Consider the following 14,539-nt stretch of genomic DNA (forward strand, 5'->3'; position numbering starts at 1 on the left):
ATAAAAGCGAGCCTGGCACAAAGGTTGAGCGGCGAAATTCTTTTTCGATGTCTCGCCAGTTGTTCAATCGTATTGTTCGCGAGTGGATCATTGTGACCTTGATTTTGATCCCGCTGACTGCCGTGCTCTCGCTGACCAATGCCCTTGGGTTTGACTCACTGATCTACGATCGCTTGCTCTCGCTGACCCGGCTGGGCAACGACCCGAGAATTCTTATTGTTAAAATCGACAATCGCAGCCTGTCCGAGATTGGCCGCTGGCCCTGGTCGCGAGAGGTTCACGCGGCCCTGCTTGATCGTTTGAGCGATGCCAAGCCCGCAGCCATTTTGTTTGATGTGGTTTTCACTGAACCTGGGCTTAGCCCCGCAGTAGATCGTCGTTTTGCCGATGCATTATGCAAGTCGGGCGTGGTGGTGTTGCCATCCATACGCAAGCAAATCGCCCTGGAGGGCGGCGCCACGAGTGAGTTTCTGCCCGTGGAACCCCTGCGCCAATGTGCATGGGGAATTGGCCATATCAATGTGCAAGCCGACAGTGATGGCGTGGTGCGTAGTGTCCATTTGCGCGAAGGCATGGTTAATAAGCCACGGCTGCAGATGGCTTGGGTTGGTTACTCATTGGTTGATCCTGCCGGCGCAGGCCAGCTCCCGGGGCAGGCGTTGGCGGCCAACGCACAAGGCTGGGTTGATGACCATGTGATTCGTATTCCTTACCTGGGACGTGCCGACACATTTGCCAGTGTGTCCTACTCGAGTCTCCTGCGCGGCGAGGTGCCCGATTCGCTGCTGCGCAATCGTATTATCCTGATAGGTGCCACCGCGCCGGGCCTGGGCGATCGCTATGTCACGCCCATCTCGGCTAGCGCCGGGGTCACGCCTGGTATTGAAATTCAGGCCAATATCCTCAACGGCCTGTTGCAGGGGCGCAGCGTTGTCGAGCTCTCAGGGTGGCGCGCCATGCTCCTGGCTGTTGCGCCGGTCATGCTATTGCTGGCCATTATGTTGATATCTGGCCTGCGTTACGCGTTGCTGCTGAGTATGAGTGTGGTCATGCTGACGTTGCTGGCTTGCCTGATGTTGTTGCAGGCAGGTTGGTGGTGGCCGCCTTCGGCCAGTCTTCTCGGGGTTTTACTGGCTTATTTGCTGTGGAACTGGCGACGTTTGAGCGCGGCACTGGGCTATTTTGGCTGGGAGCTGGCGCGCCTTGATCAGGAGCCGCAAGTATTGCCCGAGCGTGCTTTCAAGAAGGGGCACATGACCGGGGATATTATCCAGCAGCGTATTGTCGCTCTGGAGCGCGCGGTTGATCAGGTGCGCAACACCAGAAGATTTATGACCGATGGTTTGGAGCATCTGCCGGTTGCCAGTTTGATGTGCCGTAGGGATGGAGACATCCTGTTCGCCAACCGACGTGCACGGGCGTTGGTCAAGGACCATAGCGTACGTCGTAGCCTAGCTAGCTATCTACAGCACCTGGGGCATCCGGATGTCAGCATTTTGGATACGAACGATCCGGAGCAGTTCAAGCGTCTCGGTGAGGTTGAGTTTCGCACTTCACATGGCTTGAGCCTGCGCACCGAGGTCGCCTCGATGATGACTGCAGAGCATGGAACAACGGCCGGCTGGCTAATCAGCCTGGTTGACTTGACCAGCGAGCGTGAGGCTGAAGAACAACGCGCGAGCATGCTGCGCTTTCTTTCGCATGACCTGCGCGCGCCGCATTCGGCAATCCTGTCGCTGCTTTCCATGCATCAGGCTGAAAATGATGGGCACGACCAGGTGTTTGCAAGTATCGATAAACAGGTGCGCCGGGCACTGCGCCTGACCGACGATTTCTTGCAACTGACCAAGGCTGAATCGTCCGAGTACAGATTTGAAGCGGTGCTGTTTGACAGCATTGTCCAGGATGCGGTTGATGAGGTGTGGACGCTGGCGCGCAACAAGATGATCAGGCTCAAGACGTGCTGGCCAGATGAGGAGGCCGTGGTGTCGGCTGACCCGGGCTTGCTGTGTCGCGCCCTGTTTAATTTGCTTGAGAATGCGATCAAGTACAGTCCTGCCAACACTTGTGTCAGCGTGACGCTATCGATAGAGCAAGGCATGGCAGTGTGCGTGATTGCGGATCAGGGAGAAGGCATCAGTGCTGAAAACATTGCCCAGCTGTTCAGGAATTACCAGCGCTTTTCCCAGGACACATCAGTTGGCGGTATTGGCCTGGGTTTGGCGATGGTCAAGGCCGTGGTCGAGCGCCATGGCGGCACTATCGAGTGTCAAAGCGTGGTGGGAGAGGGCAGCGTGTTTAGCTTGAAATTGCCATTGCTCGATGAGTCGCAGGCCTGAACCAGGCGGTTATCGCCGCCCGCACTACAAAAAAACCAGCACTAGGCTGGTTTTTTTGTAGTGCGATTGCCTGCTTACTTTTTGTAAGCGGCAACGGCCTTGGTGATTTCAGCGCGGGCCGCGTCAGCATTGCCCCAGCCTTCAACCTTGACCCACTTGCCTTTTTCGAGGTCCTTGTAGTTCTCGAAGAAGTGCTTGATTTGTTCAAGCAGCAGCGCTGGCAGGTCGGTGTATTCCTTGATATCGACGTACAGCTGGCTCAGCTTGTCGTGCGGTACTGCAATCAGCTTGGCATCGCCACCGGCTTCGTCGGTCATGTGCAACACGCCAACCGGGCGAGCACGGATCACTGCGCCTGGCGCGACTGGGTAAGGGGTTACAACCAGTACATCGAGTGGGTCACCGTCGTCCGCAAGGGTGTTCGGGATGAAACCGTAGTTGGCCGGGTAGAACATTGGCGTAGCCATGAAACGATCAACGAACAGGCAATCGCTGTCGTGATCGATCTCGTATTTGATCGGCGCGTGGTTGGCCGGAATCTCAATAGCGACGTAGATGTCGTTCGGAAGGTCTTTGCCTGCCGGAATCTTGCTGTAGCTCATGGGGTTAACTCCCTGGAAATGGGCCAAAAAAGTGGCGAGATTATAGGCTTATTCCCGCATGGTTGCTACGCTGGCGTAGTTAACCATTGGTCGCTTAGACGTATCGGTATAACACGGGCACGTTGCTGTGTTGCTGACGATAACTCGGCTGGGCCTGTTCCAGAAGCTTCAGGCGTTGCAGGGGATCTTGCCGGTAAAACAGGACAAACTGCGCGTAAACGCTTGGGAATGCCTGGTTCAGCAGGTCGGGCGCGCTGAAAAAATACTCGCTGCACACTGCAAAGAACTCTGCCGGGTTTTCCGCTGCATAGGCATCGATTGGTGGTGGGGCATGTGGTTGGGTGTCGAGGTGCAGGTTGAGCTGATCAAATGCAGCTTGCAGGGTGCTGGCCCACTCCTGGACGCGCATATTGTCGTGTAGCGGTGGCAGGCCATTGGCCGCCCCGTTGAGCATATCGATCTTGTGCGCCATCTCATGGATGACCAGGTTGTATGCATTCCATGCGCCGCTACTGCGAATGCCTGAGCAGGCAAGGATCACCGGCCCCTGTAGCCAGGCTTCACCGCTGTGCTCTCCGCTCCACTGGTGAACCACGCCGCTGGCATCGCGTGCGCTTTGCGGGCTGATAAAGTCATCTGGGTACAGGATGATTTCATGGAAGCCGCGATACCAGCCCAGCTCGCCTAAATGCAGTATGGGCAGTTGGGCAAGGGTCGCCAGCGTCAGCCGATCAACGTCGCAAAGCTTTGCGCCATCGAGTTCTGTCAGGTGTTTTTCGTGCAGAAATAATACCGCTCGCTCCTGCAGACATTGCTCGTCTGGTGCATTGAGTCCGTCGGTAATGGGGAGGCGTCGGCGAACTTCGGCCCAGCTTTGCGCGCTTACCGGGTTATGGGCAAGGATTCGCCTGCGTCGCCATTTACGCAATATCCACATCCCGGCTGCTCCCCATATTTGGCTGGATATAGCTTAAGCCTCCAGCTTGACAGGCAACAAGCTCAGCAGAAAACGGCACAAAGGCTGCACAGGTTTACCCGGGACGCCGATTCATCGTTCGCGAGGGAGGGTTTGAGATGCCTACAGAGTGCATGGAGCATCCAGCAGCCACAGTGGTTTACGGCCATGGAATAGACCTGCCGCGCCAAGCGGCACGGGTCAGGGCGATGTGGGTCGCCGGGCGTAACGGACGGCCTCCTGTATTGATGGTGGCATTACTTTGGGCACGTGAATGCGCCGATGTGGTGCAAAGTATCGAGCATTACCTCGATGCATTGTTTGCCGACTACCGCTGTACGCCGCAATCCTGGAGCGAGGCGCAAGCAGCGCGTCAAGTACTCGCGGCTCTGAATCAACAGCTGTTTCGTCGCAAGCAGGCCGGACGTGAAATTGCAGAACTAAATGTCGGCCTGCTGCTGTTGCCGGAGGGGAGCGTGCAGTTCTTGCAGGCGGGCTCTATAGGCTTGCTGCGTTACCAAAACAACAATATTCATACGCTGGTAGGGCGCGATGGACTGCAAATTGGCGAGCAGGCCGAGCTTGCGCTGATCCAGTACAGCCTGCCGTTGAACGAGGGTGATTTGTTGCTTCTGGCGCCTCAGCCACTGCTCGGCGTGGCCGATCTCAACGCCTACCAGAATGCCTGCCAGCGCTGTTGCACAACCGAATTACAGGGCCTGCTTGAACCCTTGTTGAGTGCGCCAAGTGCCGGGGCCTTGCTTTTGTCGGGTGATTCAAGCCAGTTCGACCGGCAGGCAGGTACAGCGACCTGGCCGGTGGTCGAGAACGCCACCGTGGGCATGCAAATAGATGGCTGGACCATCACCGGGAGTTGTTCATTTGGGCCGCCCGGGCGTGTGTTCAAGGCGCTTGATGCTGCCGGGCGCTGTGCGCTCCTGTGGCTGTCGGAACAGCCTGCCGATGATGTTTTCTGGCAGCGTGAGTGGGCCATGCGCCGCAGTCCTGTGCCGGGTTTGCCTCAAGTTCTTTCGGCATTTAACCCTCGTGAGCATGCGTTCACCCTGTTTGAGTACCCATCTGCGGATATGCGCAGTTTGGCTGACTGGGCTGCCGGGCGCGGGCCCTTGGCAGTGCAAGGGGTCATGTCGATTATCAAGCAGGCGATAGACGGGGTTCGTGCCCTGCAGCGTCGAGGCATGCAGGGCTTGTGGTTGAATCCGCGCAATATTCTGATTGCCGAGTCTGGGCGAGTCTTGTTATTCGCAGAGCATGCTGTGTTGATTCCGGGGGCGCCACGCCAGGCCATGCCAGTTGATGCCTTGCCATTGGCGCCTGAGATGCGAATGGCTGGAGGACGCGTGGATGGGCGCGCTGATCAGTTTGCCTTGGCAGCCTTAGCCTACTGGTTGCTATGTGGCCAGTGGCCAGAAATTGCCCGCCCAACAGCCAGTCCAGTGAGTCACTATGTGCCATTGGCGAACTTCAATCGACGACTGCCTGAGGGCTGGGACGGCGTGCTGGCGAGGGCCTTGGCGCCCCAGGCCGCGTCCCGCTTCGATGCCCTTTCTGAGTTTCAGCAAGCCTTGCAGCAACCGCTTCAGCAAAGCCCGGGTAGCAGCAAGTCGGCCAGTAAAGTTGTCAGTTGGCGAATATGGGTGGTCGGCATCTTGTTGTTGCAGTTGAGCATTGGCTTTTTTGTGAGCCCCGCCCGTTGACGCGATTTCCAGCAGTGGTTTGATCTTTTGCAAGCCCCTGCTGGCGAAGGGCTCGGTCAGGGTTGATTGGCAGCAGGCAGTTCTTGAATTGCTCGTCAACCACAAAGCCAATGGACTCGTAAACTTTCTGTGCCACTTCGTTATCGCTGCTGGTGGACACACGCATGCGCACGGCATTGGTGTCTTTGGCCATTTTCTTCGCGGTTTGGATCAAGCGATCAGCGACCAGTTGGCGGCGAGCGTCTTCGGCAACGTAGATGTCGTTGAGAATCCACACCCGCTTGAGGGCCAGGGAGGAATAGCTCGGATAAAGCTGACAAAAGCCGAGCAGTTTGTCTTCATCATCAGCCAATGACAGGTAAATCACCGATTCCTTGCGGCGCAGGCGTTTCTCCAGAAAGGCCCGCGACGAGTCCGGGAAAGACAGTTCACCGTAGAACTCACGGTATTTGACGAACAGAGGGGTCAACAGATCCAAGTGTTCCAGCGTGGCTTGAACGATGCGCATTGCAGGCCTCAGTATCAGTAGTTGGGCGGGCTTGACCTGTAGTGCTTTAACAGCAGCCAGTCCCCGTGTTGGCTCAAAAAAACAAGCATGGCTTATGCCAGTATCGGGATTGATGCTGCCTAGAAAAAATGGAAAGTGCAATCCAAGCAAGCGTTTGCTCTGTGTTGGGCTGTTGCCCTAGAAAATCGTGCTGGGAGGCAGGCCACATATTGCATGTGGCCTGCGTTGTGGCTAGAAAAAGCCCAGTGGGTTGATGTCGTAGCTGATCAGCAGGTTTTTGGTTTGCTGGTAATGATCGAGCATCATTTTGTGAGTTTCGCGGCCCACGCCGGACTTTTTATAGCCACCGAACGCCGCATGTGCCGGGTAGAGGTGGTAGCAGTTGGTCCAGACCCGTCCTGCTTTGATTGCCCGGCCCATGCGGTACGCACGGTTGATGTCGCGGGTCCAAAGGCCTGCTCCCAGGCCGAACTCGGTGTCGTTGGCGATGGCTAGCGCCTCTGCTTCATCCTTGAATGTGGTCACCCCAACCACCGGGCCAAAGATTTCTTCCTGGAAGACACGCATCTTGTTGGTGCCTTTGAGCAGTGTCGGCTGGATTTATTAGCCGCTTGCCAGGTCACCCTCAAGGGTTTCACTGGCTCCTCCGGTAAGCAGTTCTGCACCTTCCTGTTGGGCTATCTCGAGGTAGCTCAGGATTTTATCGTATTGCTGTTCCGAGGCCTGGGCGCCAACCATGGTTTCTGTATCCAGTGGATTGCCGCGCTTGATCTGCTTGATCTTCTTCATCACTTCGAGCATGAAGGGTTCGTAGATCGACTCCTGAACCAATGCCCGGGAAGGGCAGGTGCAGACTTCGCCTTGGTTGAAGAAGGCCAGCACCAGGCCTTCGGCGGCCTTTTCAATGAACTCGGGCTCGGCCTGCATGATGTCTTCGAAGAACAGGTTGGGGGATTTGCCACCTAGCTCCACGGTCGAGGGAATGATGTTTTCAGCCGCGCATTTGAGAATATGCGAGCCCACGGGCGTTGAGCCGGTAAAGGCAATCTTGGCGATCCGCTTGCTGGTGGCCAGCGCTTCACCCGCTTCGCGACCATAACCCTGGACGATGTTGAGCACCCCGGCAGGTAGCAGGTCGCCGACCAACTGGGCAAACAGGGTGATCGAAAGGGGTGTTTGTTCCGCTGGCTTGAGGACCACGCAATTACCTGCTGCCAGAGCCGGGGCGAGCTTCCAGGCGGCCATCAGCAGTGGAAAGTTCCATGGGATGATCTGGCCAACCACTCCCAGCGGCTCGTGGAAATGGTAGGCCGCCGTGTGTTCATCAATTTCTGCGGCGCTGCCTTCCTGGGCGCGAATACAACCGGCGAAATAGCGAAAGTGGTCGGCAGCCAGGGGGACGTCGGCATTCAGGGTTTCGCGTACGGCTTTGCCGTTGTCCCAGGTTTCGGTGACCGCCAGCAGTTCAAGGTTCTCTTCGATACGGTCAGCGATTTTCAGCAGGACAAGGGCGCGTGCCTGGGCTGAAGTTTTGCCCCAGGCATCCGCGGCGCTGTGGGCTGCATCCAGTGCAAGCTCGATATCAGCCGCGCGAGAGCGGGGAAACTCGGCTATCACCGAGGCGTCTATTGGGCTGGTATTGGTGAAATACTCGCCATCGACTGGGTCAACGAACTGGCCTCCAATAAAGTTGCCATAACGCGTCTTGAATGAAACAACCGAGCCTGGCGTTCCGGGTTTGGCGTAAATCATGATGTGGGCCTCTCTTGTGTTGTGGTGATGCACATCAAGGTCAGCGGTGGCAGCCCATGGGCATCACATGGTCAATCTAGGGGAACCTCTGCAAAGCTGCTGCCCTCGATACTACTGAGGCAGCCTAGGCTGGTGCAGCCCATGTTGGGTTAAAAGCAGGCTGAACAAACTTCAGTTGGGCAGCCCTTGCTGCGGTCCAATGGGGTGAACGGCCCGAATCAAATGCTCATTTAGGCACGCTCAAGGCGAGCGCGTCCTCGGCTACTTTTTCGCATTTGTTCCTCGCTGTCGTTCGCCCTTAGGGCCGGCCCTTGTCTGTTACTCCCATGGATCGTTGTGCTTTGTCCTATCCTGGCCTGCTTGCTTAATTTCAGATGTTTCCAGAGGAGAATCAGCCAAAGGCATTGGGCTCGGCTCGGCGCACACTTTGTGTTTGTACACTGCCTAGATAGAGATTAGTCGCTCGCAGGCTTATCGGCCTGCTCTGCTGTGCTAATCTGCGGCGAGATTTTGTCGGGCTGCTGCGGCCCGTTTTTTGAGGTTTAGGTTTTTCATGCATATCCACATCCTTGGTATTTGCGGCACATTCATGGGTTCCATGGCGGTATTGGCCAAGGAGTTGGGCCACCATGTCACCGGTTCCGATGCCAACGTATACCCGCCAATGAGTACCCAGCTTGAAGCCCAGGGCATCGAGCTCACCCAGGGCTACGATCCAGCGCAGCTTGAGCCCGCTCCTGATCTGGTGGTGATAGGCAACGCCATGTCGCGTGGTAATCCGGCAGTCGAGTATGTATTGAACAAAGGCTTGCCCTACGTCAGCGGGCCGCAGTGGTTGGCCGACCACGTGCTGCAAGGCCGCTGGGTGCTGGCCGTGGCCGGTACCCATGGCAAAACCACCAGCAGCAGCATGTTGGCGTGGGTGCTTGAGCATGCTGGTATGAGTCCGGGGTTCCTGATTGGTGGTGTGCCGCAGAACTTTGGTGTCTCGGCACGTTTGGGTGCTACCCCATTTTTCGTCATTGAGGCGGATGAATATGACAGCGCGTTCTTTGACAAGCGTTCCAAGTTTGTCCATTACCGGCCACGTACTGCGATTCTGAACAACCTCGAGTTTGATCATGCGGACATCTTTCCTGATCTGGCGGCGATTGAGCGTCAGTTCCACCATCTGGTACGTACCATTCCAAGTGAAGGTCTGGTTATTCATCCTACTGCTGAAGCTGCGCTGAAGCGGGTAGTCGAGATGGGGTGCTGGACGCCGGTGCAAACCACCGGCGCTGATGGCCAGTGGCAGGCACGTTTGCTGAGTGAGGACGGCGCTCGTTTTGAAGTGCTGTTCGAGGGTCGGGTCGAGGGTATTGTCGACTGGGCGCTGACCGGCCAGCACAACGTCGCTAACGCACTGGCTGTGCTGGCTGCCGCGCGGCATGTCGGAGTTGTGCCCGCACTGGGAATTGAAGCGCTGTGCCTGTTCAAAAATGCCAAGCGGCGGATGGAGAAGGTCGCCGAAGTCAAGGGTGCGACCATCTATGATGATTTCGCCCATCATCAAACGGCGATCGCCACGACCCTCGACGGTTTGCGCAAGCAAATAGGTTCGGCCAAGCTGATTGCAGTTATCGAGCCGCGTTCCAATTCGATGAAGCTTGGTGCTCACCGCGATGGTTTGCCTGGCTCTGTGCATCAGGCGGATCAAGTGTATTGGTATGCTCCGGCAAACCTGGGCTGGGACCTGGCGGCGGTCGTGGCTTCATCCTCGGTGCCAACCACCGTCTGCGACTCGCTCGACGCCATTATTGCAGGGGTCAAGGCCCAGGCAGAGCCGGGAACACAAGTGGTGGTGATGAGCAATGGTGGCTTCGGCGGCCTGCACAGTAAATTAGCGAAGGCGCTGGAGGCATAAGCATGCAAGGCCCGGAACGCGTTACCTTGGCGATGACAGGTGCTTCTGGCGCCCAGTATGGGCTGCGCCTGCTGGATTGCCTGGTGCAGGAAGAGCGTGAGGTGCACTTTCTGATTTCCAAGGCGGCACAACTGGTCATGGCGACCGAAACGGACGTAACCCTGCCTGCCAAGCCACAAGCGATGCAGGCTTTTCTAAGCGAGTACACCGGGGCTGCGCCTGAGCAAATCCGGGTCTATGGCAAGGAAGACTGGATGTCGCCAGTGGCTTCAGGCTCTGGCTCGCCGAGCGCGATGGTGGTTGTACCCTGTTCAACCGGTACCCTTTCTGCAATTGCCACTGGCGCCTGCAATAACCTGATCGAGCGAGCGGCAGATGTCACCCTCAAGGAGCGTCGGCAGTTGATCCTGGTTCCGCGCGAGGCTCCATTCTCCAGTATTCACCTGGAAAACATGCTCAAGCTGTCCAACCTCGGGGCGACAATATTGCCGGCGGCGCCTGGCTTTTACCACCAACCGCAGACCATTGATGACTTGATCGATTTTGTAGTCGCGCGAATCCTCAATTGCCTTGGCATTCCACAAGATATGTTGCCACGCTGGGGTGAGCATCATCACGTTAGTCGCGATGACTAAACACTTTTTTGGCATCGCGCCAATGCTTGCATTGCTTTTAGTCACAAGTGGCTGCGCCACTGTAAGCACACTTGATGCAGCCAAGGCCGATGCCCCGGTGGTTTATGCCGGAACCCGGCTCGACTGGTATGTGCTCAATGGCGGCTGTTGCCCGCTGGACCGCTTTGGTGCGCAGGCCCCGGCAATGCCTGGGCTGGACCTGCCCTTCAGTGCCTTGCTCGATACGCTGCTGTTGCCTTTGTCGTTGATTACCGCCCTGGGTGGTACCTTGAATGTCACTGGCGGTCTTTAACTGCTGGGCGTGATCAATTCAAATTCGCGCAAGAAGCTCATCACTTTTTCCTGCGGCATCTCGCAAGGTTTGAGCAGTGCTGTGTTGGCGGTGATGTAGTAGTTGAAGCTGATAAAGTCAGTGCCACCGAGCTCTTCGGCATAGACCTTGATGCTTTGACCTGCATTGAAGTCGCTGCGGCTAATGCTGTAGGTACGGCCGAATGCCTTGGCTTTGCTGGCGCCGAGAGGAATTTTGTTGATCAGTTGGATGCGTTGATCGTCCATGCTTGGCTTCCAGGATTAAGCGTTAAGTCGCGCCCCTTTGGGCCATGGCAACGCAGTAGTCGTGCTGTTTTGCTTAGTCCGCCCAGCCCGAATAGACGTAGGTCATGGCTTTGGGGCCTTGCAGGTAGCGTTTGTCCAGCTCGCCAATCCTGAAGCCGCCGGCGCTTATCAGGGCTGGAATATCGCGATTTAGGTGGCAGCCGCCAGCCAGTGGCTTCCAGATGGGCGTGAGTCGATTCTGCCAGCGCACTACCCTGGCGTCGGGGGCCAGGCCGTGCTCGCAAAACAGCAGGCGCCCCTGTGGCTTGAGCACTCGGCGCATTTCTTTAAGCGCGGTGGCCGTGTCGGCAATGGTGCAAAGGGTGAAGGTGCAAACAATGCTGTCGAAACTGGCGTCGGCGGCTTTGATCTGGCCAAGTTCCAGGGCAATCATTTCAATTGGGATCGGGGTTCTGGCAGCTCGTTCTCGCGCCAGCTTTTGCATCTCGGCAGAGGGATCAACGCCAACCACGGCGCTGACTTTTTCCGGGTCATAAAACTCAAGGTTCAGACCGCTGCCGATGCCTATTTCAAGCACTCTGCCGTGGGCCTGAGGAACAATCTTGGAGCGCGCCTTCATGACTTCGCCCATGCCGCAGGCAAAGTCAATTAAGCGTGGCAATACAAAGCGATCGTACAGGTTCATCAGCCCGTCCTGTTAATCGTCAGTCCTGCGCTTCTGACTCGTCATCGTCATCATTGTTACCCGTAATGGCGGCGAAGCACTTGAGCTTATGCGATTGTTCGGCCCCTGCGATATTCCAATGTTCATTGCTGCTGTCATAAGTCGCGGCGCTGATCTGGCCCAGGGTGAACTGCCAGTGACGGCGATCGCGGCCGTCTATGCACTCCATGCTCAGCAGCGGCTTGGCTTGGCTGTCGGTGCTGGCTGAGCCGGCGCTGACCTGTGCGAGCAGTTCTTTGTCGAGGCTGAATTGCCAGGCGTACAGGCCGTCGATTTCCAGCATGTCGGCATCGACCAGGGCTTCAATCAGGCTGTTGTGAGTAGTGCTCATATTCAGCGTTTCCCAGTGTTAGCGGCCTAACCGGCGCAGTTGATCGGACTCGATGATGCGTGTGCCATCATCCTCCTCAAGCGCCAGGCGCCATAAGGCACGGGCCAATACGGTGGTCTCAATGCCGTGATATTTGCCGGGCACCAAGCGTGATAATGGCATCAGCACACGTTCGCCCAGGCGAAACTCCGCGCGAGGACCTATCAACAGAGAAGGGCGCGCTATGGTCAGTTGCGGCCAACCCTGTTGTTTCAGGGCTTGTTCGGTCTGGCCTTTGACCTGGTTGTAGAACACCGAAGAGTTGGCGTCTGCGCCAAGCGCGCTGACCACCAGCAAGTGGCGGGCGCCCAGGTCACGGGCGCGCTGGGCGAATGCCAGGACCAGGTCATGATCCACCGCGCGGAACGCTTCTTTTGAACCCGCTTGCTTGATTGTTGTGCCCAGGCAGCAAAAGGCGGTATCGACCTGGCCGCTCAGTTGCGGCAATACATCCAGTAGCTCACCCACGGGGTTTTCCAGGTGAGGGTGTTCGGCCAGCGCACGACGGGTAGGCGCCAGAACCCTTGCAACCGTAGGTTCATTGAGCAGCCTGTCGAGCAAATGCTCGCCAGTAAGACCGGTCGCGCCTGCAAGCAAGATGTGTTGAGGGGTCAAATACATAGTTGTTGTTTCTCCGCTGATACATATCAGCTTATCAGGCCGTGGCGAACTATTGCGCGATAGGCAAAAAATCTGCGTCTGGTTATCATTTTTTCAGTGTTTCAACTGTGGTTGAGTCAGTGGATTTGATCATCAGCGCGCGTTTTGCTTGATCGGCACGCAGTGCCTGCCAGTGTTTGATCACCTGTTGCGCGGCCCAGATCTGTGGCTCTGATGGGGCGAAGTCCTGTTCCTTTTCGCGCTTGCTGACCTCCGCCTTGGCCAATTCAAATGCACGTTCAAGGTCATCCGTCTGGTTCAGTGCGTTGGCAAACAGTGCCCGGCCAAAATAGGTGAAGTCGTTGTCGTCGGAGCAGCCGAACGATACGCGATCAGTGCGCGAGGCCGTGATTACCAAGGTGCGCTGGTCTTTTAGCGCGGGGATAAAACCACCGGAGTAACAAGCAGAGATCACGACGACTTTGTCGCGGTCGGCCAAGGGCTTGAGCAAGGCACCAAGTTCACTGGCGGGTAAGTCGGAGAGCTGGATGCGTGGTATATCCAGGCTTAATTCATGATTGCGTGAGCCGTGGCTGGTCAAATAGATAAACACCAGGTCTTCTGGCCCGGTGCGTTGCGCTATTGCTTCGACCGTGCGGCGAATGCTTTCGCGGGTGGCCAGTGGCCGATCATTTATGTGATCCCGGTGATTGATCAAGGCGATTGTGCCCCGTGCGGAAAACCGCTTTTGCAGCAGGTCATCGACGTAGTTCGCTTCGCGCATGAAGACGCTTTGCTTACCGTCTCCGGCGACCGTAAGGGCATAGATTTCTTGTTCAGCCGTCGATTGTGGCAACTGCTTGATTGTGTTTTCCAGCAGCTTGCCTTGTTCGAGTAAGCCAACCTCAAGTGGATCGACAAGGGGGTTACCCTGCACATCGCGGATCAATTGGCCATTTAGCCAGGTCCCGGATTTTATGCTGCCATCGGCCAGCGTTAAGATGCCTGGCCCCGTGTACTCGCCGTAGATGAAGTGTCCGTCGTACTGGCTGCCATCAGCCAGGGTCAGGTGACCTCGGCCGTTGTATGACCAATCATCGAACTGTCCCAGATAGTGGCTGCCGTCGGCACCTTTGAACTCACCGTGGCCATTCAGTGCGCCGTTACTGAATTCACCGCTCCAGACATCGCCGTCAGCGGTTTGATAGCGACCGCTGCCAACAAACTGGTCATCGACAAAGTTGCCGGTATAGAGGTCGCCATCGCTGCTTTTAAAGCTTCCAGGGCCATTGAGTAAGCCGTTGTTGAATACCCCACTGAATTGGTTGCCGTATTCATCGCGGCGCACGCCATGGCCATTGGCTTTGCCTGCACTGAACTGGCCACTGTGGTTGCTCTTGTCGGGGGAATCGAGCGAGCCCAAGCCGCTGAATTGGCCTTGTTGGAACTGGCCGGTATAGAGGGTTGAATTGTGCTTCAAGGTGCCTTCGCCGGCGTACAGACCCTGGCTGAAACCGCCTTTGTAATGACTGCCGTCTGCCAGGGTGAGCTCACCCTGGCCCTCATAAAGGCCTTGCTTGAACTGGCCGATGTAGTGCTCACCGTTGCCTTTGCGCAGTTCGCCGGCACCGCTCATTCGACCATCCTTGAACTCACCTTGGTACCAGCCACCATCAGCAAAATCCAGGCGTCCCGGACCTTGCAGCAAACCATCGACTACCTGGCCGCGATAGCTCGAACCGTCGGGGAGCGTGGCGTTGGCCGGTAGCAGTGGCTCGCCCTCGCCACAGGCCACCAGAAGCAGTGTGAGCGTTACGGCAGCCACTTTGGTGAAACGGCGCATATTGAACATCCCTGGAAATACAGAGTTGA

General features: G+C 56.8%; 12 protein-coding genes and 2 pseudogenes. 5 read left to right on the forward strand and 9 right to left on the reverse strand.

All coding sequences use genetic code 11. The features are described 5' to 3' along the window. Positions 1-47 precede the first annotated feature (47 nt). Positions 48-2,339: a CHASE2 domain-containing protein gene (locus PSES9_RS0111890; RefSeq protein ID WP_010487194.1), complete on the forward strand. Its 2,292-nt coding sequence runs from the start codon at positions 48-50 to the stop codon at positions 2,337-2,339. Positions 2,340-2,413: 74 nt separating this feature from the next. Here PSES9_RS0111890 and ppa read toward each other — a convergent pair whose 3' ends face one another. Then, the gene (gene ppa, locus PSES9_RS0111895) at positions 2,414-2,941 is read right to left on the reverse strand and encodes an inorganic diphosphatase (RefSeq protein WP_010487196.1); all 528 of its coding nucleotides are present in this window, start codon (positions 2,939-2,941) and stop codon (positions 2,414-2,416) included. 94 nt (positions 2,942-3,035) lie between these two features. Continuing rightward, positions 3,036-3,878, reverse strand: a complete 843-nt coding sequence (locus tag PSES9_RS0111900) for a zinc-dependent peptidase (protein ID WP_010487198.1) — start codon at positions 3,876-3,878, stop codon at positions 3,036-3,038. Positions 3,879-4,015: 137 nt separating this feature from the next. Here PSES9_RS0111900 and PSES9_RS0111905 point away from each other — a divergent pair, with 137 nt between their 5' ends. Then, the gene (locus tag PSES9_RS0111905; RefSeq protein WP_029529518.1) at positions 4,016-5,614 is read left to right on the forward strand and encodes a protein kinase; all 1,599 of its coding nucleotides are present in this window, start codon (positions 4,016-4,018) and stop codon (positions 5,612-5,614) included. A 55-nt stretch (positions 5,615-5,669) separates the two neighbouring features. On the opposite strand, the pseudogene PSES9_RS23450 reads toward PSES9_RS0111905, so the two are convergent. Together PSES9_RS23450 and exaC are read right to left on the reverse strand one after the other, a co-directional pair. Continuing rightward, positions 5,670-6,122: pseudogene (locus tag PSES9_RS23450) on the reverse strand (GNAT family N-acetyltransferase); the annotation flags it as partial. 231 nt (positions 6,123-6,353) lie between these two features. Beyond that, positions 6,354-7,874: pseudogene (gene exaC / locus PSES9_RS23455) on the reverse strand (acetaldehyde dehydrogenase ExaC). A gap of 553 nt (positions 7,875-8,427) precedes the next feature. Between exaC and mpl the strand changes: the two are divergent. Genes mpl through PSES9_RS0111930 form a run of 3 tightly spaced genes read left to right on the forward strand, consistent with a single transcriptional unit; the run spans position 8,428 to position 10,707 of the window. Next, positions 8,428-9,780, forward strand: a complete 1,353-nt coding sequence (gene mpl, locus PSES9_RS0111920) for a UDP-N-acetylmuramate:L-alanyl-gamma-D-glutamyl-meso-diaminopimelate ligase (protein ID WP_010487203.1) — start codon at positions 8,428-8,430, stop codon at positions 9,778-9,780. Positions 9,781-9,782: 2 nt separating this feature from the next. Next, entirely contained in the window at positions 9,783-10,415 is a 633-nt protein-coding gene (ubiX, locus tag PSES9_RS0111925; RefSeq protein WP_010487204.1) for a flavin prenyltransferase UbiX, read from the forward strand. Further along, positions 10,408-10,707 (forward strand): YceK/YidQ family lipoprotein, encoded by a 300-nt coding sequence (locus PSES9_RS0111930; protein ID WP_036988204.1) that lies wholly within the window; start codon positions 10,408-10,410, stop codon positions 10,705-10,707. Before ubiX ends, PSES9_RS0111930 begins: the two co-directional genes overlap by 8 nt. Here the strand turns inward: PSES9_RS0111930 and PSES9_RS0111935 are convergent. The 5 genes from PSES9_RS0111935 to PSES9_RS0111955 form a co-directional block, all read right to left on the reverse strand. Then, the gene (locus PSES9_RS0111935; RefSeq protein WP_010487207.1) at positions 10,704-10,973 is read right to left on the reverse strand and encodes a hypothetical protein; all 270 of its coding nucleotides are present in this window, start codon (positions 10,971-10,973) and stop codon (positions 10,704-10,706) included. The genes PSES9_RS0111930 and PSES9_RS0111935 overlap by 4 nt on opposite strands. Before the next feature lie 73 nt (positions 10,974-11,046). Next, complete coding sequence (locus PSES9_RS0111940) at positions 11,047-11,658, reverse strand: class I SAM-dependent methyltransferase (protein WP_010487210.1); 612 nt, start codon at positions 11,656-11,658, stop codon at positions 11,047-11,049. A 19-nt stretch (positions 11,659-11,677) separates the two neighbouring features. Beyond that, entirely contained in the window at positions 11,678-12,028 is a 351-nt protein-coding gene (locus PSES9_RS0111945) for a DUF5629 family protein (RefSeq protein WP_010487211.1), read from the reverse strand. An 18-nt stretch (positions 12,029-12,046) separates the two neighbouring features. After that, positions 12,047-12,688 carry an oxidoreductase gene (locus tag PSES9_RS0111950; RefSeq protein WP_010487213.1) on the reverse strand — a complete coding sequence of 214 codons (642 nt, stop codon included), beginning with the start codon at positions 12,686-12,688 and terminating at the stop codon, positions 12,047-12,049. A gap of 85 nt (positions 12,689-12,773) precedes the next feature. Beyond that, positions 12,774-14,510: a C13 family peptidase gene (locus tag PSES9_RS0111955; protein ID WP_010487215.1), complete on the reverse strand. Its 1,737-nt coding sequence runs from the start codon at positions 14,508-14,510 to the stop codon at positions 12,774-12,776. Positions 14,511-14,539 lie beyond the last annotated feature (29 nt).

Origin of the sequence: Pseudomonas sp. S9, assembly GCF_000222125.1 — a bacterium.
Lineage (GTDB): Bacteria > Pseudomonadota > Gammaproteobacteria > Pseudomonadales > Pseudomonadaceae > Aquipseudomonas > Aquipseudomonas segetis.